This is a genomic window from Mycobacterium sp. E342, assembly GCF_001667665.1.
Classification (GTDB): domain Bacteria; phylum Actinomycetota; class Actinomycetes; order Mycobacteriales; family Mycobacteriaceae; genus Mycobacterium.
The window spans coordinates 104,086-121,884 of record NZ_LZJM01000287.1; the positions used below are offsets into that span (position 1 = coordinate 104,086).

At 67.9% G+C, this 17,799-nt stretch carries 19 protein-coding genes, 3 tRNA genes and 1 pseudogene; 17 read left to right on the plus strand and 6 right to left on the minus strand.

Translation table 11 applies throughout. From position 1 onward, the window contains the following. Nucleotides 1-7 precede the first annotated feature (7 nt). On the plus strand, nt 8-523 hold the full coding sequence (locus A5692_RS23825; protein ID WP_068060772.1) for a hypothetical protein: 516 nt from the start codon (nt 8-10) through the stop codon (nt 521-523). A gap of 204 nt (nt 524-727) precedes the next feature. Continuing rightward, complete coding sequence (locus A5692_RS23830) at nt 728-940, plus strand: hypothetical protein (protein ID WP_068060780.1); 213 nt, start codon at nt 728-730, stop codon at nt 938-940. Between the two features lie 206 nt (nt 941-1,146). Here A5692_RS23830 and A5692_RS23835 read toward each other — a convergent pair. Together A5692_RS23835 and A5692_RS23840 are read right to left on the minus strand one after the other, a co-directional pair. Then, nucleotides 1,147-1,219: transfer RNA gene (locus A5692_RS23835), tRNA-Arg, on the minus strand. 30 nt (nt 1,220-1,249) lie between these two features. After that, nucleotides 1,250-1,341, minus strand: a tRNA-Ser gene (locus A5692_RS23840). An 84-nt stretch (nt 1,342-1,425) separates the two neighbouring features. Here A5692_RS23840 and hisC point away from each other — a divergent pair. After that, nucleotides 1,426-2,493: a histidinol-phosphate transaminase gene (hisC, locus tag A5692_RS23845; RefSeq protein WP_068060783.1), complete on the plus strand. Its 1,068-nt coding sequence runs from the start codon at nt 1,426-1,428 to the stop codon at nt 2,491-2,493. Between the two features lie 11 nt (nt 2,494-2,504). Then, a complete protein-coding gene (locus A5692_RS23850; RefSeq protein WP_068060785.1) occupies nt 2,505-2,966 on the plus strand; it encodes a DUF4334 domain-containing protein in 462 nt (153 codons plus the stop codon). 14 nt (nt 2,967-2,980) lie between these two features. On the opposite strand, the gene A5692_RS23855 is transcribed toward A5692_RS23850, so the two are convergent. Then, nucleotides 2,981-3,565 carry a TIGR03086 family metal-binding protein gene (locus A5692_RS23855; protein WP_197514552.1) on the minus strand — a complete coding sequence of 195 codons (585 nt, stop codon included), beginning with the start codon at nt 3,563-3,565 and terminating at the stop codon, nt 2,981-2,983. Between the two features lie 23 nt (nt 3,566-3,588). On the opposite strand from A5692_RS23855, the gene A5692_RS23860 reads away from it, so the two are divergent. From A5692_RS23860 to A5692_RS23875, 4 genes and pseudogenes are all read left to right on the plus strand, one after another. Further along, nucleotides 3,589-4,413 (plus strand): crotonase/enoyl-CoA hydratase family protein, encoded by an 825-nt coding sequence (locus A5692_RS23860; RefSeq protein ID WP_068060791.1) that lies wholly within the window; start codon nt 3,589-3,591, stop codon nt 4,411-4,413. Nucleotides 4,414-4,438: 25 nt separating this feature from the next. Further along, on the plus strand, nt 4,439-5,680 hold the full coding sequence (gene lipE / locus A5692_RS23865; protein ID WP_068060794.1) for a lipase LipE: 1,242 nt from the start codon (nt 4,439-4,441) through the stop codon (nt 5,678-5,680). A gap of 29 nt (nt 5,681-5,709) precedes the next feature. Then, nucleotides 5,710-5,901, plus strand: coding sequence for a hypothetical protein (locus A5692_RS23870; RefSeq protein ID WP_068060797.1), 192 nt, complete (start codon nt 5,710-5,712; stop codon nt 5,899-5,901). Nucleotides 5,902-5,935: 34 nt separating this feature from the next. Further along, nucleotides 5,936-7,073 (plus strand): annotated as a pseudogene (locus A5692_RS23875) (hypothetical protein). On the opposite strand, the gene A5692_RS23880 reads toward A5692_RS23875, so the two are convergent. Next, nucleotides 7,055-7,141: transfer RNA gene (locus A5692_RS23880), tRNA-Ser, on the minus strand. The pseudogene A5692_RS23875 and the gene A5692_RS23880 overlap by 19 nt on opposite strands. Before the next feature lie 37 nt (nt 7,142-7,178). Here A5692_RS23880 and A5692_RS23885 point away from each other — a divergent pair. Beyond that, nucleotides 7,179-8,147, plus strand: coding sequence for an NAD(P)H-quinone oxidoreductase (locus A5692_RS23885; protein WP_068060929.1), 969 nt, complete (start codon nt 7,179-7,181; stop codon nt 8,145-8,147). 121 nt (nt 8,148-8,268) lie between these two features. Here the strand turns inward: A5692_RS23885 and A5692_RS23890 are convergent, their stop codons facing one another. Next, nucleotides 8,269-9,465, minus strand: a complete 1,197-nt coding sequence (locus A5692_RS23890) for a cysteine desulfurase-like protein (RefSeq protein ID WP_068060801.1) — start codon at nt 9,463-9,465, stop codon at nt 8,269-8,271. 128 nt (nt 9,466-9,593) lie between these two features. On the opposite strand from A5692_RS23890, the gene A5692_RS23895 reads away from it, so the two are divergent. The 5 genes from A5692_RS23895 to A5692_RS23915 all read left to right on the plus strand — a co-directional run bounded on the left by A5692_RS23895 (nt 9,594) and on the right by A5692_RS23915 (nt 14,753). After that, entirely contained in the window at nt 9,594-11,567 is a 1,974-nt protein-coding gene (locus A5692_RS23895) for a DUF6541 family protein (RefSeq protein WP_068060804.1), read from the plus strand. A gap of 81 nt (nt 11,568-11,648) precedes the next feature. Beyond that, nucleotides 11,649-12,095 (plus strand): bacterial proteasome activator family protein, encoded by a 447-nt coding sequence (locus A5692_RS23900; RefSeq protein ID WP_231984442.1) that lies wholly within the window; start codon nt 11,649-11,651, stop codon nt 12,093-12,095. 11 nt (nt 12,096-12,106) lie between these two features. After that, nucleotides 12,107-12,904, plus strand: coding sequence for an ABC transporter ATP-binding protein (locus A5692_RS23905; RefSeq protein ID WP_068060810.1), 798 nt, complete (start codon nt 12,107-12,109; stop codon nt 12,902-12,904). Then, nucleotides 12,901-13,926, plus strand: coding sequence for a glycosyltransferase (locus tag A5692_RS23910; RefSeq protein ID WP_068060813.1), 1,026 nt, complete (start codon nt 12,901-12,903; stop codon nt 13,924-13,926). The genes A5692_RS23905 and A5692_RS23910 overlap by 4 nt, the downstream gene beginning before the upstream one ends. Beyond that, the gene (locus A5692_RS23915; RefSeq protein WP_068060815.1) at nt 13,923-14,753 is read left to right on the plus strand and encodes an ABC transporter permease; all 831 of its coding nucleotides are present in this window, start codon (nt 13,923-13,925) and stop codon (nt 14,751-14,753) included. Before A5692_RS23910 ends, A5692_RS23915 begins: the two co-directional genes overlap by 4 nt. Nucleotides 14,754-14,765: 12 nt before the next feature. Here A5692_RS23915 and A5692_RS23920 read toward each other — a convergent pair whose 3' ends face one another. Continuing rightward, on the minus strand, nt 14,766-15,131 hold the full coding sequence (locus A5692_RS23920; RefSeq protein WP_068060817.1) for a DUF732 domain-containing protein: 366 nt from the start codon (nt 15,129-15,131) through the stop codon (nt 14,766-14,768). Between the two features lie 186 nt (nt 15,132-15,317). Between A5692_RS23920 and A5692_RS23925 the strand changes: the two genes are divergently transcribed. From A5692_RS23925 to A5692_RS23935, 3 genes are all read left to right on the plus strand, one after another. Continuing rightward, a complete protein-coding gene (locus A5692_RS23925) occupies nt 15,318-15,797 on the plus strand; it encodes a GreA/GreB family elongation factor (protein ID WP_068060819.1) in 480 nt (159 codons plus the stop codon). A gap of 52 nt (nt 15,798-15,849) precedes the next feature. After that, nucleotides 15,850-16,278, plus strand: coding sequence for a GtrA family protein (locus tag A5692_RS23930; protein WP_068060822.1), 429 nt, complete (start codon nt 15,850-15,852; stop codon nt 16,276-16,278). A 112-nt stretch (nt 16,279-16,390) separates the two neighbouring features. Then, nucleotides 16,391-17,791: an FAD-binding oxidoreductase gene (locus A5692_RS23935; protein ID WP_068060825.1), complete on the plus strand. Its 1,401-nt coding sequence runs from the start codon at nt 16,391-16,393 to the stop codon at nt 17,789-17,791. Nucleotides 17,792-17,799: the final 8 nt, after the last annotated feature.

Below are 17,799 nucleotides of genomic sequence, written 5' to 3' on the forward strand. Positions count from 1 at the left end.
TCCCTTCGTGCCGCCCTACCCCGAAGAAGCCGACTACTACTCCGAGCCCACCCAGGCCGCCCGGTATGGCGGGTATTACGACGAGCCGACGCCCGAACCCGAGCCGCCGACGCCCTGGTACCGCCGTCCGGCCACGCTGGTCGCCGCAGGCGCGGTCGGGGTGATCGTGTTGGCCGCGCTGGCTTTCGCGGTGGTCAAGCTTGCCACCGGTTCGTCCGCTCACACCCCGGCGGCGACGACCACTACCACCTCGTCCACCACCGTCACCACCACGACGACGACGGAGCCGCCCCGGCACCACAACGGAGGCGGTGGAGGCGGCGGCGGTGTGCCGACCGAGACGGTCACCGAGACCGCCCCGCCGTCGAGCACCGACACTCCGACTTCCGCGGACACGCCCACCACAACGGATACGCCGAGCACCGTCACGGCTTCGCCGAGTACCGAAACCAGCACCGTCACCCAGACCGTGACCGTCCCGCAGCGCCGGGGCCCGTTCGGGGGACCATTCGGGGGTCGCTAGATCCTCTCCCTTTGTCCCGAGCGGATTTGAACCCCGAACCTTTTGATCCATAGGGGCTGGTGCATTCGCAGCCGTCTGGTGTCAACGGCTCTCGCGTTATGCGTTGCGACGCATCAGCTAGCACGCTCTACGTTCCGTTAAATACCGCGTTCCAAATCGGCCATTGCCCTGTCAACAACAGGCCATTGATGCAACCATCTTCTGATGGGTGAAAGCGATGCCGCCCAAGCCGTCGAGCTGATCCGGGCTCTGTGGGAGGTGCTGGACAAAATGACGCGCCAACTGACCTGGCTGGAAGCCCGCGGCGTTGGGGCCGAAGCGACCGCCCTGCACCGGGACATCGCCGAAGCGCAGGCGCACATCAACCGCCTACAAAGCCGATACCTCAAGAGCACCCCGACGCGCCAATTCGCTTAGCAGACGTGGCACGCGATCCGCGCAGGCTTTGGGCCGCACAGATTTTCGTCGTCAGCCGGCTGCAACGTCGCTCCGACAACAGGGGTAGCTTCACACGTCGGCCCCGCGCGTCTCACTAGACCGCTTCGGCGCTCAGGAACTCCGGTCGTCAAGGATCAGCCGAAGATGAAATGTCAAGCGTCAACGGAGGTCATACAGGTGATGAGCGCGCCCGAAGGGATTCGAACCCCTAACCTTCTGATCCGTAGTCAGATGCTCTATCCGTTGAGCTACGGGCGCCCGTGTTCAGTTGTCTTGCGTCGTGTTCCTTGGCGGAGGCGAGAGGATTTGAACCTCCGGTCCCCTTTGAGGGGGACAACTCATTAGCAGTGAGCCCCATTCGGCCGCTCTGGCACGCCTCCCTTGGACTGTTCGAGGGTACCCGACCCCTTTCCGGTCTCGCGGAACCGGCCATAGCGTACACATCCGCGACATAAACTGTCGAAGTGACCGCCCGCTTGCGTCCCGAACTGGTCGGACTGCCAGTCTACGTGCCCGGCAAGAACGTGCCGGGCTCCATCAAGCTGGCCAGCAACGAGACCGTGTACGGTCCGCTGCCCAGTGTGCACGCGGCGATCGAGCGCGCGGTCGCCGTCGTCAACCGCTACCCGGACAACGCCAGCGTCGACCTCAAAGCGGCCCTGGCCATGCACCTGGGCTCGTCCGTCGCAACCGAGCACATCGCGGTAGGTAGCGGTTCGGTCAGCCTGTGCCAGCAGCTGGTGCAGATCACCTCCGCGGCCGGCGACGAAGTCATGATGGGCTGGCGCAGCTTCGAGTGCTACCTGCCCATCGTCCAGGTGTCGGGCGCGACCGCGGTCAAAGTGCCGCTGAGCGACCACACGCACGACCTCGACGCCATGCTCGCCGCGATCACCGATCGCACCCGGCTGATCTTCGTCTGCAACCCGAACAATCCGACGTCGACGGTGGTCGATCCGGACGCCCTCGCCCATTTCGTCGAAGCCGTGCCGCCGCAGGTCCTGATCGCCATCGACGAGGCCTACGTCGAATACATCCGCGACGGGATGCTGCCCAACAGCCTGGAGCTCGCCCTATCGCGCAGCAACGTCATTGTGCTGCGGACGTTTTCGAAGGCCTACGGGCTCGCGGGATTGCGCGTCGGTTATGCAATCGGTCACCCGGACCTGATCACCGCGCTGGACAAGGTCGTCATGCCGTTCGCCGTGACCAACGTCGCCCAGGCGGCCGCCATCGCGTCGCTGGAGGCGTCCGACGAGCTGATGGCGCGGACCGACGCGCTGGTCGCCGAGCGCACCCGCGTCAGCACGGGGTTGCGCGACGCCGGGTTCACCCTGCCGCCGTCGCAGGCGAACTTCGTCTGGCTGCCGCTGGGTTCTCGTACCACGGACTTCACCGAACAGGCCGCCGACGCGCGGCTGGTGGTCCGCCCGTTCGCCGGCGAGGGGGTGCGCATCACCATCGGTGCGGTGGAGGAGAATGATGCCCTGTTGCACTTCGCCCGGGAGTGGATTTCCCGCACCGAACCGTAAGGAGCAGTCCATTGGACTTGGCGCGCAAACAGTTCACCGAGTTCAAGGAGCGTGACGGTGACATCCCCGACGCCGAGCTCGACGACTTCTGGGCCGGCCTGGAGCCCGCGACGATCGAGGGCATGCTGGGCGAGTGGAAGGGCGGCGAGTTCCGCACTGGCCACCGGATGAACGGCCAGCTCGAGAAGGCCGGCTGGTTCGGCAAGACCTTCAAGTCGGCTCGGGACGTGCAGCCGCTGGTCTGCCTGGACGCCGACGGCAACAAGTTCTCGAACGTGGAGATGGGCAAGGGCGAGGCCAGCCTGTGGCTCGAAGAGTTCCGCGGCGAGGTCACCGCGACGATGGTCTACGACGGCCAGCCCGTGCACGACCACTTCAAGAAGATCGACGACAACGCCGTGATGGGCATCATGAACGGCAAGGGCGTCCGCGATAATGGCCGGTATTACTACTTCTATCTCGAGCGGGCGTAGCGGCTCGAGAACCGTTAGCGGGCCGGGTTGCGTCCGGTGAACGCGACCAGGTGCTCGAGCGCGCCGGCGTCGTCGGGCAGCTCCACCGGGTCGTCGAACCCGGCACCGGCACGAATCTCCGGCCGGATGATGGTGCGCGCCAACCCCAATACGTATTCGGACAGTGGTTGCGGGGCGTTGAGCTCGTGGTCCACCGCCGCGGCGTAATCCCAAGCGTGGACCAGGAATTCGACCGAGAAGATGCCGCACGCCGTCTTGGCGGGCATCTCGCTCTTGCCGAACGGCACCGTGCCGTCCAGGCCGCGGCGATGCCAGGCATCCAGCGCCGGCCGGGCCGCGGCGACCACCTGCCGTTCCACCGAATCGCCTTGCTCGCGCTCCGGGATCTCGGCGCCCACCATGCCCCCGAGCCCCGCGATCGACTTCAGCAGATGCTCGGTCAGCTGCGCCACGTCGAACTCGCTGCACGGCGTCCGCCGGGACAGGTCGTCGATCGCGATCGTGTGCAGCACGCGCTGCAACACCCCGAGCGTGTCCTCGGCGCTGTGCAGTTCGTCGGCGGGCGGGGAATGTGGGCCGGGCCGCAAATCAGGAGCCATGTTTGCCACGCTACGGTCTCGATATGGCGCAAGCATACGAATCCGTCACGGTGGAAACCAAAGATCACGTTGCGCAGGTGACGCTGATCGGGCCGGGCAAGGGCAACGCGATGGGCCCGGCGTTCTGGTCGGAGATGCCGGAGCTGTTCGCGGCCCTGGACGCCGACCCCGAGGTGCGGGCCATCGTGCTGACCGGTTCCGGCAAGAACTTCAGCTACGGCCTGGACGTGCCCGCGATGGGCGGCTCGTTCACCCCGCTGCTGTCCGGCGACGCGCTGGCCGGCCCGCGCGCGGTCTTCCACCGCGAGGTCAAGCGCATGCAGGGCGCGATCACCGCGGTCGCTGACTGCCGCACCCCGACGATCGCGTCGGTGCACGGTTGGTGCATCGGCGGCGGCGTCGACCTGATCTCCGCGGTCGACATCCGCTACGCGAGCGCCGACGCCAAGTTCTCGGTGCGCGAGGTCAAGCTGGCCATCGTCGCCGACGTCGGCAGCCTGGCCCGCCTGCCGTACATCCTCAGCGACGGGCACCTGCGTGAACTGGCGCTGACCGGCAAGGACATCGACGCGGCCCGTGCCGAGAAGATCGGTCTGGTCAACGACGTGTACGCAGACGCCGAGGCTTCGCTGGCCGCCGCGCACGCCACCGCGGCCGAGATCGCCGCCAACCCGCCGCTGGCCGTCCACGGCGTCAAGGACGTCCTCGACCAGCAGCGCACCGCGGCCGTGTCGGAGAGCCTGCGCTACGTCGCCGCCTGGAACGCCGCCTTCCTGCCGTCGAAGGACCTGACCGAGGGCATCGCGGCGACCTTCGAGAAGCGCCCACCGCGATTCACCGGGGAGTGATGCGGGGCCACGTACCCTCGCTGACGTGACGACGACACCAGACGGCAAGATCCGCGTCCCGTCCGACCTGGACGCCGTGACGGCGATCGGCGCCGAGGACCACTCCGAGGTCGACAGCGCCGCCGTCGACCGGATCTGGGGGGCCGCGCGGCACTGGTATGAGGCCGGCTTCCACCCGGCCATCCAGCTGTGCATCCGGCGGCACGGGCGCGTCGTGCTCAACCGGGCGATCGGCCACGGCTGGGGCAACGCCCCGAGCGACCCACCCGACGCCCAGAAGATCCCCGTCACGACGGACACGCCGTTCTGCGTCTACTCGGCGGCCAAGGGCATCGCGGCGACCGTGGTGCACATGCTCGTCGAGCGCGGTGTCTTCTCACTCGACGACCGGGTGTGCGACTACATCCCCACTTTCACCAGCCACGGCAAGCACCGGATCACCATCCGGCACGTGATGACCCACAGCGCCGGGCTGCCCTTCCCCACCGGGCCCAAACCGGACGTCAAACGCGCGGACGACCACGAATACGCGCAACAGAAGCTCGGCGAATTGCGGCCGATCTACCGCCCCGGGCTGTTCCACATGTACCACGCGCTGACCTGGGGTCCGCTGATCCGCGAGATCGTATACGCGGCCACCGGCAAGGAAATTCGCGAAATTCTGGCCACCGAGATCCTCGACCCGCTCGGCTTCCGGTGGACGAACTTCGGTGTCGCCGAAGAGGACCTGCCACTGGTCGCCCCCAGCCACGCGACGGGGCGCCCACTCCCACCGATAGTGGCGCAGATCTTCCGCAAGGCGATCGGCGGAACCGTGCACGAGATGATCCCGATCACCAATACCCCGCTGTTCCTCACCACGATCATCCCGTCGTCCAACACGGTGTCGACTGCCAACGAGATGTCCCGGTTCGCCGAAATCTGGCGCCGCGGTGGCAATCTGGACGGCGTGCGGGTGGTGAGCCCGGAGACGATGTACGGCGCGGTCAAGGAATGCCGGCGCTTGCGGCCGGATTTCGCGGTGGGGCTGCAACCGGCCCGGTGGGGCACCGGCTTCATCCTCGGGACCGACCGGTGGGGGCCGTTCGGGCTGCACGCGCCCAACGCTTTCGGCAACCTCGGCCTGGTCAACATCGCGATCTGGGCCGACCCCGCGCGCGGTCTGGCGGCCGGTGTGATCAGCAGCGGCAAGCCCGGCCGCGACCCGGAAGCCAAGCGCTACACCGCCCTGATGGACACCATCGCCGCCGAGATTCCCGCCGGTTGAGGGCGCCCGGCGGTGGGAACACTGCCGGCATGGCTACCTACCGAGTGCTCAACCCCAAGGGCGACGTCGTCGCGACCAAGGACATCGACAGCGCCGACAAGGCGCACGCCTGGTTCGCCGATGAGGCGGTCGAGGGCAACGAACTGGGCTGGCGCATGGAAGTCGAAGCGGACGGCGAGTGGCGCTTCTTCGACAACAGCGAAGGCGACCGCAGCTACTAGGGTTTGCGGCCCGGCCCGCCGGGCACCCAAAGACATGGACTCTGAACGCTTCCGCAAGCTGCTGGCTTCCCCCGGCCCATTCGCGTCGGTCTACTTCGACGACTCGCACGACACCCACGACGCCGAAGCCCAGCTCGAGCTCAAATGGCGTGCGCTGAAAGAAGAACTCGACAGACAGGGCACCGGCTCGGCGGTGATCGACGACATCGGGCGCGCCGTGCGGGGCCTGCGCCCGCCGATCGGCCGCAGCGGTCGCGGCGTGGTGGCCGGCGCCCGGGGCGTGCTCCTCAACGAGCACCTCACCCGTCCCACCGCCGAAACGATCGTGCGCGTCTCCGAATTGCCTTTCGTGCTACCGATCGTCGAACTCGGCTTCGACTACCCGGACTACCTGCTGGTGGTGGTCGACCACACCGGCGCCGACATCACCACCCACGTCAACTGCACCCTGCGCACCGAAACCGTCGACGGTGGCGGCTACCCCGTGCACAAGGCCGCCGGCGCCGAAACCGCCGGATACGGCGACCCGCAACCGCGCACCGACGAAGCCGCCCGCAAGAACGTGCGAGCCGTCGCCGACCGGGTCGGCGAGCTGGTCGACGACAAGTCCATCGAGATGATCTTCGTCGTCGGGGAAGTGGGGTCACGCTCGGACCTGCTATCCGCCCTGCTAGATCGACTGCGAGCGGGCGATTCAGCTGCAGGTGGGTGCGCGACACAGCGGTCACGACGACGAAGAAGTTCAGCGGGCCATCGAAGCCGCGTTCGTCAGCCGACGGTTGCGGGTCATCGACGACGCGGCCGATCGGTTCACCGCCGAGATGGGCCGGCAATCGGGGCTGGCCGCCGAGGGGCTGGGCGCGGTGTGCTCGGCCCTGCGCCAGGGCGCGGTGGACACGTTGATCATCGGTGACATCGGCGACGCCGCCGTGGTCACCGACGCCGATCTGACCACCGTCGCCCCCAACGCGAACGTGCTGTCCGAGCAGGGCGCGGCCGCGGCCAAGACGCTGCGCGCCGACGAAGCCCTGCCGCTGTTCGCGATTGCGGTCGGGGCGTCGCTGGTGCGCACCGACGAGCGGATCGCCCCGGCCGACGGCATCGGGGCGCTGCTGCGCTACGCGCCGACGCTGCACCAGCGGACTGACACGCGCGGTGGCGGAGGGATTTGAACCCCCGGACGGTGTTAGCCGTCTCTCGCTTTCAAGGCGAGTGCATTAGGCCGCTCTGCCACGCCACCGCCGATAAGCGTAACGGGGGTCGGTAGCGTGGCCACCATGCGCGCCATCGTCGCCGAATCCCCCGATCGCCTTTCCTGGCAAGACGTGCCCGACGTGTCCGCCGGGCCCGGCGAGGTGCTGATCCAGGTCGCCGCCGCCGGCGTGAACCGCGCCGACCTGCTGCAGGCCGCCGGTAAATATCCCCCGCCGCCGGGCGCCAGCGACATCATCGGCATGGAGGTGTCCGGCGTGGTCGCCGAGACCGGCGAGGGTGTGACGGATTGGACTGTCGGACAACACGTTTGCGCGCTGCTGGCGGGCGGCGGGTACGCCGAGTACGTCGCCGTTCCCGCCGGTCAGGTGATGCCGGTCCCCTCTCGTGTCGACCTGATCGACGCGGCCGGGCTGCCGGAAGTGGCCTGCACGGTGTGGTCCAACCTGGTGCTCACCGCCCATCTGGGCACTGGCCAGCTGCTGCTGGTGCACGGCGGCGCCAGCGGCATCGGAAGCCACGCGATCCAGGTCGCGCGGGCGTTGGGCGCCCGGGTGGCCGTCACGGCCGGTTCGGCGGAGAAGCTGGAATTCTGCCGTGAGCTGGGCGCCGAGATCACCATCAACTACCGCGACGAAGACTTCGTCGAGCGGCTGCAAGACAGCGGCGGAGCCGACGTAATCCTCGACATCATGGGCGCCGCCTACCTGGACCGCAATATCGACGCCCTGGCCACCGACGGGCAGCTGGTCATCATCGGCATGCAGGGCGGCATCAAGGGCGAGCTGAACATCGCCAAGCTGTTGGCGAAGCGCGCCCGGGTGATCGGCACCACGCTGCGGGCCCGCCCGGTGACCGGGCCGAACAGCAAGACGGAGATCGTGCAGGCGGTGATCGGCTCGGTGTGGCCGATGATCGCCGAGGGGCGCGTCCGGCCGATCATCGGCGCGCGCATGCCGATTCAGCAGGCCGGTGAGGCGCATCAACTGCTGACGTCGAGCAAGGTGACCGGAAAGATCGTGCTGACGGTCTAGCAGCCCGCGGGCTGGGGTACCGCCCGCTCGCGAGCCTAACGTGGCCGCGAAATCCGGGCCGATTTTTCGCAGCCCGGTTAGGCTCGCGGAACCCGAGCAGCCGCTCACGGACCCGAGAGGCTCAGCCCAGGGACGCCAGGGCGCGCACCAACTGGTCGACCTCGGCCGTCGTCGAGTAATGCGCCAGCCCGACGGTCACCGCTCCGCCGACGTCGTTGACGCCCAGCACGTCGAGCGCGCGGGAGTTCTCGTTGCTGACGGCCAGAATCCCGTTGTCCGCCAACCGCTGCACCACCCGCTCTGCGGGCACGCCGTTCAGCGCAAAGCTCACCACGGGTATCCGCACCTCCGGACGGCCGATCACCATCACCAGCGGCAACGACCGCAGCGACACCATGAGGTAATCGAAGATCCGGTTCAGATACGAACTGGCCGATTGCATCGACACCGACAGGCGTTCGCGCCGGCTGCCGCGGGCCGACTCGTCGAGCACCGCCAGATACTCGATGCTGGCGACCACCCCGGCCAGCAGACCGAACTGGTGCGCGCCGATCTCGAGACGCGCCGCGCCGGTGGCCTTCGGGTCGGTGGAGATGGAGCTGAACGAATTGAGCAGCGCCGGATCGCGGAACACCACCGCGCCGATCGGCGGACCGCCCCACGCGAGGGCGTTCACCGCCACCACGTCCGCGTCGGTTTCCCGCACGTCGAGCAACCGGTACGGCGCCGCCGCGGAATGGTCGACCACCACCAGCCCGCCGACGTCGTGCACCAGCTTGGTCATCGCGCGGAGGTCGGTGACCGTGCCCAGCGTCGCGGACGCCGACGCGACGGCCACCAGCCTGGTCGACTTCCCGATCAGGCCCTCCCACTGCCAGGTCGGCAGCTCACCGGTCTCGATGTCGATCTCGGCCCACTTCACCTTGGCGCCGTAGCGATGCGCCGCCCGCAGCCAGGGGGCGATGTTCGCCTCGTCGTCCAGGCGGCTGACGATCACCTCGTAGCCCAGCCCCGCCCGCGAGGACGACGCCTCGGCCAGCGCCGACAGCAGGATCGCCCGGTCGGCCCCGAGCACCACGCCCGCCGGGTCCACGTTGAACAGGTCCGCCACCGCCGCCCGCGCCGCCTCGAGGATGGCGGCGCTGCGCTGCGCGGACGGATGCGCGCCGACCGTGGTGGCGCTGGACCTGCGGAAGGCGGTCGAAACGGTGGTCGCGACGGAATCGGGGATGAGCATCCCGGTGGGCGCATCGAAGTGCACCCACCCGTCACCCAGCGACGGATGCAGTCCGCGCACCCGGGCGACGTCGTAAGCCATGCCAGCCACCTTAGAGCTTGCGCATTTCCGCGAAACTGTGACGGTAGCGGGTGCCCGGAACGCTCGAGCCGTTGAGGCCAGCCAGTGGCTTCGGAGGGGCAGGACACCCGGCCAGCCATACTAGTCGAGTGGGGCTCTGGTTCGGAACGCTGATCGCATTGTTTTTGCTGATAGCGCCCGGAGCGATCATCGCGCGCATCAGTCAGCTGAGTTGGCCCGTCGCGGTCGCGGTCGGCCCGGCGCTGACCTACGGCGCCGTCGCGCTGGCGATCATCCCGTTCGGCGCGGTCGGAATCCCGTGGAATGGTTGGACGGCGCTGGCGACGTTGGCCGCGGTGTGCCTGGTGATGACGGTCCTGCAGCTGCTGCTCGGCCGCTACCGTGACACCGAGGCCGAAGCGCGCGGGATCGGCCGCTGGCCCGCGATCCTCGTCGCGGCCGGGGTGCTGCTGGGGTCCCTGCTCATCATGTGGGCGGCCTACCGCGGCCTGGCCACCCGGTGGCAGACCATCCCCAGCACCTGGGACGCCGTCTGGCACGCCAACGAGGTGCGGTTCATCCTGGACACCGGGCAGGCGTCGTCCACCCACATGGGCGAGCTGCGCAACGTCGAAACGCACCAGACGCTGTACTACCCGTCGGTCTTCCACGCGTGGGTGGCGGTGTTCTGTCAGCTCACCGGGGCCGCGCCCACCACCGGCTACACGCTGAGCTCGGTGGCGGCCTCGATCTGGCTGTTCCCCAGCAGCGCAGCGATGCTGACCTGGCGGCTGCTGCGCTCGCACTGGGGGCAATGGCGCACCGCCGGCGCGGCCGCCACCACCGCCGCGCTGTCGGTGTCGTTCACCGCCCTCCCCTACGTCGAGTTCGGTGTCGCCGCGATGCCCAACCTGGCGGCCTACGGGGTCGTCGTCCCCACGTTCGTGCTGATCGCCTCGACGCTGCGCCACCGCGACCGCATCCCGGCCGCCGTGCTGGCCTTCGTGGGGGTGATGTCGGTCCACCTGACCGGCGGGTTCATCGTCGTGCTGTTCGTCGTCGCCTGGTGGATGTTGGACGTGCTGTGGCACCCGGTCCGCGCCCGCGTCGCCGACGCCGTGACGCTCGCAGGCGTGGCCGTGGCGACCGCGCTGATCCTGTTGCCGCAATTCATCAGCGTCCGCCAACAGGAAGACATCATCGCCGGGCACTCGTTTTTGACCAAGCTCAGCAAGAAGCGGGGGGTGTGGGACGCCGTCTTCCAGCACTCGCGTCACCTCAACGACTTCCCGTACCAGTACGGCCTGATGTCGCTGGCGATCCTCGGCGGGATCGCCTTCGCCTACAAGAGGATCTGGTGGCCGCTGGCGCTGTGGCTGTTGCTCGTAGTGGTCGACGTCGACGCCGGAACGCCGCTCGGCGGCCCGGTCGGTGCGATTGCCGGTGCGTTCGGGGAGTTCTTCTACAAGGATCCGCGCCGGATCTCGGCCGCGATCACCCTGCTGCTGGAACCGATGGCCGGGGTCGCATTGTTTCTGATCGTCATGGTGGTGGTGGCCGGCGCCCAACGAGTCGCCGGCCGACTCAAACCCTTACCCGCGCCGGCGTGGACCGCGGCGACGGCGGTCCTGCTGGTGGCGACGACCGTCTTCACCGCCCGCCACTACTTCTATCGACACCTGGTGCTGTTCGGCGACAAGTACGACTCGGTGATGATCGACCAGCGCGACCTGATGGCCATGGCCTACCTGGCCACGCTGCCCGAGGCGCACAGCACCGTGATCGGCAACGCCAACACCGACGGCACCGCATGGATGTATGCCGTCGCCGACCTGCACCCGCTGTGGACCCATTACGACTACCCGCAGCAGATGGGACCCGGCCCCAACCGCTACATCTTCTGGGCCTACGCCCGAAGGGGGGATTCCGACCCAAGGGTGGTCGAGGCGATCAAAGCGCTCAACATCCGGTACATCTACACCAGCCAGCCGACGGTCCGCGGGTTCGCCGTACCCGACGGACTAGTGTCACTGGATAAATCGCAGTCGTGGACGCTGATCTACGACAATGGTGGAGCCCGAATCTACGAATGGCGCGGAAGCGGCGCGGCGCCGCACTCTTAGTCCGCAAAGGATGGTGATGGATTGACTACCCGCAACGACGACGATGGCATCGAGATCATCGGCGACGTGGATCCGCGGCTGATGTCGGCGCCGGAGGAAGACGCCGACGAGCGCTCCCTGACCGATCTGGTTGAGCAGCCCGCGAAGGTGATGCGCATCGGGACGATGATCAAGCAACTGCTCGAGGAGGTGCGCGCCGCACCGCTCGACGAGGCCAGCCGCAACCGCCTGCGCGAGATCCACGCCACCAGCATCCGCGAACTCGAGGAGGGCCTGGCTCCGGAACTACGCGAAGAGCTCGACCGCCTCACCCTGCCGTTCAACGAGGACTCGGCGCCGTCGGACGCCGAATTGCGCATCGCCCAGGCCCAGTTGGTCGGCTGGCTGGAAGGGCTGTTCCACGGCATCCAGACGGCGCTGTTCGCCCAGCAGATGGCCGCCCGCGCGCAGCTGGAGAACATGCGCCAGGGTGCGCTTCCCCCAGGTGTCAGCAAGCCGGGCGGGTCCGGGCACGGTCAGTACCTGTAAAGCGCAGCACGGTGGCGGGTCCTCACATCGAGACGCACAACGCGTGGGTGGAATTTCCCATTTTCGACGCGAAGTCGCGCTCCCTGAAGAAAGCCTTCCTGGGCAAGGCGGGCGGCACGATCGGGCGCAACAGCTCCAACGTGGTCGTCGTCGAGGCGCTACGGGACATCACCCTGTCCCTCGAGCTCGGCGACCGGGTCGGTCTGGTCGGCCACAACGGCGCGGGGAAATCGACTCTGCTGCGGCTGCTTTCGGGTATCTACGAACCCACCCGCGGCTGGGCGGAGGTCACCGGCCGGGTCGCGCCCATCTTCGACCTGGGCGTCGGGATGGACCCCGAGATCTCCGGTTACGAGAACATCATCATCCGCGGACTGTTCTTGGGGCAGACCCGGAAGCAGATGATGGCCAAGGTGGACGAGATCGCCGAGTTCACCGAGTTGGGCGACTACCTGTCGATGCCGCTGCGCACGTATTCCACCGGGATGCGGGTGCGGCTGGCGATGGGCGTGGTCACCAGCATCGACCCCGAGATCCTGCTGCTCGACGAAGGCCTGGGTGCGGTCGACGCCGACTTCATGAAGAAGGCCCAGTCCCGGCTGCAGAGCCTGGTGGAACGATCCGGAATCCTGGTGTTCGCCAGCCATTCCAACGAATTCCTCGCGCGCCTGTGCAAGACCGCGATGTGGATCGACCACGGCGTGATCCGGATGGCCGGCGGGATAGAAGAGGTGGTGCGCGCCTACGAGGGGGATGACGCCGCCCGGCACGTGCGCGAGGTGCTGGCCGAAACGCGCAACGAGATATGACCGAAACCGTCATCGCCGTCGTCGTCACGCACCGGCGACCCGACGAGCTGGCCAAGTCGCTGGGCACGCTGAGCAGCCAGACCCGGCTACCCGACCACCTGATCGTCGTCGACAACGACGGCCCCGGTTCCGGCCGGGTGAGCGACCTGGTGGCCGGCCAGCCGATCCCGACCACCTACCTGGCGTCCCGCCGAAACCTCGGTGGCGCAGGCGGTTTCGCACTGGGAATGTTGCACGCATTGGCCCAGGGAGCCGACTGGGTGTGGCTGGCCGACGACGACGGGCGCCCACAGGACTCGCACGTGCTGGCCACCCTGCTCGCGTGCGCCCAAAGGCACGCCCTGGCCGAAGTGTCGCCGATGGTGTGCAACGCCGACGACCCGGAGCGGCTCGCGTTCCCGCTGCGCCGCGGCCTGGTATGGCGCAGGCGCGCAAGCGAATTGCGCACCGAAGCGGGGCAGGACCTGCTGCCCGGGATAGCGTCGCTGTTCAACGGCGCGCTGTTCCGGGCGGACACCCTCGATGCGATCGGCGTCCCCGACCTGCGGCTGTTCATCCGCGGCGACGAGGTCGAGATGCACCGGCGCCTGGTGCGATCGGGCCTGCCGTTCGGCACCTGCCTGGACACGATCTACCTGCACCCCTGCGGTTCCGCGGAATTCCGCCCGATCCTGGGCGGTCGCATGCACACCCAATACCCCGACGACCCCAACAAGCGGTTCTACACCTATCGCAACCGCGGCTACCTGTTGGCCCAACCGGGCCTGCGCAAGCTGCTGGTCCAGGAGTGGGTTCGGTTCGGCTGGTACTTCCTGGTGACCCGCCGCGACCCCAAAGGCCTGGCCGAGTGGATCCGGTTGCGGCGCTTGGGACGCCACGAGCAGTTCGGCAAGCCTGGTGGCGATCGCAAGCGCGGCCTCGGCGATCGCAAGCGCGGCGAAGCCGGGCGAAGCGGGTCGCTGCGAACAGCCGAAGCCGGGCGAAGCGGGTCGCCACCATCGGACCCGGGAGGACCCCAGTGACGTTTCTCGACGCCGCGGCCCAGTCGCGGACCTTCACCCGCGCCCGGGGCGACCTGGTGGCCGGTTTTCGCCGGCACGAGCTGTGGCTGCACCTGGGCTGGCAGGACATCAAGCAGCGCTACCGCCGTTCGGTGCTGGGTCCGTTCTGGATCACCATCGCGACCGGCACCACCGCCGTCGCCATGGGCGGCCTGTATTCCAAGCTGTTTCACCTCGAGCTCTCCGTACACCTGCCGTACGTCACGCTGGGCCTGATCATCTGGAACCTGATCAACGCGGCGATCCTCGAGGGGGCCGACGTCTTCGTCGCCAACGAGGGACTGATCAAGCAATTGCCGACACCGCTGAGCGTGCACGTCTACCGGCTGGTGTGGCGGCAGATGATCCTGTTCGCGCACAACATCGTCATCTACGTCGTCATCGCGATCATCTTCCCCAAGCCGTGGTCGTGGGCGGATCTGTCGGTGATCCCCGCGCTGGGGCTGATCGTGCTCAATTGCATCTGGGTGTCATTGTGTTTCGGCATCCTGGCGACCCGCTACCGCGACATCGGTCCGCTGCTGTTCTCGGTCGTGCAGCTGCTGTTCTTCATGACGCCGATCATCTGGAACGACGACACCTTGAGGCAGCAGGGGGCGGGACGATGGTCGAGCATCGTCGAGCTCAACCCGCTGCTGCACTACCTCGACATCGTTCGGGCCCCGCTGCTGGGCGCCCACCAGGAGCTGCGGCACTGGGCCGTGGTGGCGGTGCTGACGGTCGTCGGCTGGGTGCTGGCGGCGTTCGCGATGCGGCAGTACCGCGCCCGCGTGCCGTACTGGGTGTAGCCGGGCACCGGCTCACATCAGCGGAGGCCCGGGATTCAGCCAGTCCAACGACCCGTCGATCTGCCCTTTATATTGCGGGCAGTAGGCGGAGACGGACAGCCCGACGAAGAACCCCGCCTGCCGGGCCGAGAGGTTCGTGTCCTTCATCACCTTCATCGCCAGGACACTCGATTTCTGGCTCTTGTCCAGCCCGGCGCAGACGGTGTGGGCCATCGAGATCGCGGTGCCGGGGTCGTTCATGGTGATCCCGTTATCGGCCAAGGCCCCCAGGAAGGCGTCGTCCGGCGGATCCGCCATCGCCGGGGCGGAGCAGAACACCGCGACAACGGACAGCAGGCCCGCACCGAGTGCCGACCACGCCCGGAGACCGACGTTCATACTTACAACGATAGGCACCCGCGGCGTCCGGAGGACGGCTTCGAGAAGCCGTTCGGGATCCCGCAAACCGATCGGATATCGGTTCCGCAACGCGGTCGGGCGCTTCCCCGATAATGGTGGCGGCCGCCTCGCCGTGGTGTAACACTGGAACGCCACCCGAGCAAACTGGGCGAAAGGTCCATCGACGTGAGCAAGAAGGTCCAATCAGCGGCGGACGCGGCACGGGAGAACCTGGCCGCGGAGCTGGAGCGGCTGCGGCAGCGGCGCGACCGCCTCGAGGTCGAGGTCAGGAACGACCGCGGCATGGTGGGTGATCACGGCGACGCGGCCGAGGCGATCCAGCGCGCCGAGGAGTTGGTCGGGCTCAGCGACCGGATCAATGAGCTGGACCGCCGGCTGCGGACCGGGCCGTCGCAACCCGACGAGTCGGAGACGCTGCCCGGTGGCACAGAGGTGACCCTGCGGTTCTCCGACGGTGAGGTGGTCACGATGAACGTGATCTCGATCGTCGAGGAGACGCCCGTCGGCCGGGAAGGCGAGACGTTGACCGCGCGCAGCCCGCTGGCCCAGGCGCTGGCCGGGCACAAGGCGGGCGACACGGTGACCTACTCGACGCCGCAGGGCCAGGATCAGGTCGAGCTGATAGCGGTCAAACTCCCCCGCTGACCCGTCCCGCCGTGTCCCTGGCCGTTCCGGCGGCCCCGATAGACTCCCCCCAATGGTTGCCCCGCTGCCCGATGCCGCCCCGCCGAGCCCGCAGCTCAGTCTGACGACACAGGTGACGCGGTTCGTCGTCACCGGCGGCCTGGCGGGGATCGTGGACTTCGGCCTGTACCTGATCCTGTACAAGGCGGTGGGCGTCCAGGTCGACCTGGCCAAGGCCACCAGTTTCGTCGTCGGCACCATCACCGCCTACCTGATCAACCGCCGGTGGACGTTCCAGGCGGCGCCGAGCACCGCGCGCTTCGTCGCGGTCATGGTTCTCTACGGCATCACCTTCGCCGTGCAGGTCGGGCTCAACCATCTGTGCCTGGCGCTTTTGCACTATCGCGGGTGGGCGATCCCGGTCGCGTTCGTGATCGCGCAGGGTACCGCGACGGTGATCAACTTCATCGTCCAGCGGGCGGTAATCTTCCGCATCCGCTGAGGCGACGTTCTGGACCGGATTGTCCGCCTTTCCCCCGCGAGCGGGAGGTACCCCCACAGCGGGACGCAAGCGTCCCGCATCGTCACCGGACCAAGCGGTACCCTCTTTGACGATGTTGAGCACCGACGCTGTAACCACCACCACCCGGCTGACCGGCTTTGGCCGCACCGCGCCCTCGGTGGCCGAGGTGCTCTCCCCCCGCGATCCCGAGGTGATCGCCAAGGCCGTCGCCCGGGTAGCCGAATCCGGCGGCCCGCACGGGCGGGGCGTGATCGCCCGCGGGCTGGGCCGGTCCTACGGCGACAACGCCCAAAACGGCGGCGGCCTGGTGATCGACATGACCGGCCTCAACCGCATCCACTCGATCAGCGCCGACACCCGACTGGTCGACGTCGACGCCGGCGTTAGCCTGGACCAGCTGATGAAGGCGGCGCTGCCGTTCGGCCTGTGGGTTCCGGTGCTGCCCGGCACCCGCCAGGTCACGGTCGGCGGCGCGATCGCCTGCGACATCCACGGCAAGAACCACCACAGCGCGGGCAGCTTCGGCAACCACGTGCGCTCGATGGACCTGCTGATGGCCGACGGCACCGTCCGCACCGTCACCCCCGACGGCCCGGACGCTTGCGACGCCGAGCTGTTCTGGGTCACCGTCGGCGGCAACGGCCTGACCGGGATCGTCCTGCGCGCGACCATCGAGATGACGCCGACGGAAACCGCGTACTTCATCGCCGACGGGGTGGCCACCAAGGACCTCGACGAGACGGTCGCGGCCCACCTCGACGGCAGCGAGGCCAACTACACCTACTCCAGCGCTTGGTTCGACCTGATCAGTCCGCCACCCAAGCTCGGCCGCGCCGCCATCAGCCGCGGCAGCCTGGCCAAGCTGGACCAACTGCCCAAGAAGCTCGCCAAGAACCCGCTGAAATTCGACGCGCCGCAACTGTTGACGGTGCCGGACATCTTTCCGGTCAGCGCGATGAACAAGCTGTCCTTCATGGCCATCGGCGAGGTGTACTACCGGCTGGGCGGAAACTACACCGGCAAGGTCATGAACCTGTCGCAGTTCTACCACATGCTCGACCTGGTCAGCGGCTGGAACAACGCTTACGGCCCAATGGGTTTCGCGCAGCACCAGTTCCTGGTGCCGCCCGACGCGATGGACGAGTTCAAGGCCATCATCCGCTGGATCCAGACCCGCGGCCACTATTCGGCGCTGAACGTGTTCAAACTGTTCGGCCCGGGCAACCGCGCGCCGCTGAGTTTCCCGATGGCGGGCTGGAACGTCGCGATGGACTTCCCGAACAAGCCCGGCATCAACGAGTTCCTCAACGAACTCGACCGGCGCGTCCTGGAATTCGGGGGCCGGGTCTACACCGCCAAGGATTCCCGGGTGAGCGCCGAGACCTTCCACGCCATGTACCCACGCATCGACGAATGGATCGCCGTGCGCCGCAAGGTGGATCCCGCCGGGGTGTTCGCCTCCGACATGGCCCGACGTTTGGAGCTGCTGTAAATGGTGCG

Coding starts and splice junctions, on each gene's coding strand:
- A5692_RS23855 (WP_197514552.1), bottom strand. CDS start 3,565: ATGGCTCCTGATTTGCGGCCCGGCCCACATTCCCCGCCCGCCGACGAA.
- A5692_RS23910 (WP_068060813.1), top strand. CDS start 12,901: ATGACCGAAACCGTCATCGCCGTCGTCGTCACGCACCGGCGACCCGAC.
- A5692_RS23920 (WP_068060817.1), bottom strand. CDS start 15,131: ATGAACGTCGGTCTCCGGGCGTGGTCGGCACTCGGTGCGGGCCTGCTG.
- A5692_RS23900 (WP_231984442.1), top strand. CDS start 11,649: ATGTCGGCGCCGGAGGAAGACGCCGACGAGCGCTCCCTGACCGATCTG.
- A5692_RS23930 (WP_068060822.1), top strand. CDS start 15,850: ATGGTTGCCCCGCTGCCCGATGCCGCCCCGCCGAGCCCGCAGCTCAGT.
- A5692_RS23860 (WP_068060791.1), top strand. CDS start 3,589: ATGGCGCAAGCATACGAATCCGTCACGGTGGAAACCAAAGATCACGTT.
- A5692_RS23870 (WP_068060797.1), top strand. CDS start 5,710: ATGGCTACCTACCGAGTGCTCAACCCCAAGGGCGACGTCGTCGCGACC.
- A5692_RS23890 (WP_068060801.1), bottom strand. CDS start 9,465: ATGGCTTACGACGTCGCCCGGGTGCGCGGACTGCATCCGTCGCTGGGT.
- A5692_RS23885 (WP_068060929.1), top strand. CDS start 7,179: ATGCGCGCCATCGTCGCCGAATCCCCCGATCGCCTTTCCTGGCAAGAC.
- A5692_RS23830 (WP_068060780.1), top strand. CDS start 728: ATGGGTGAAAGCGATGCCGCCCAAGCCGTCGAGCTGATCCGGGCTCTG.
- A5692_RS23935 (WP_068060825.1), top strand. CDS start 16,391: ATGTTGAGCACCGACGCTGTAACCACCACCACCCGGCTGACCGGCTTT.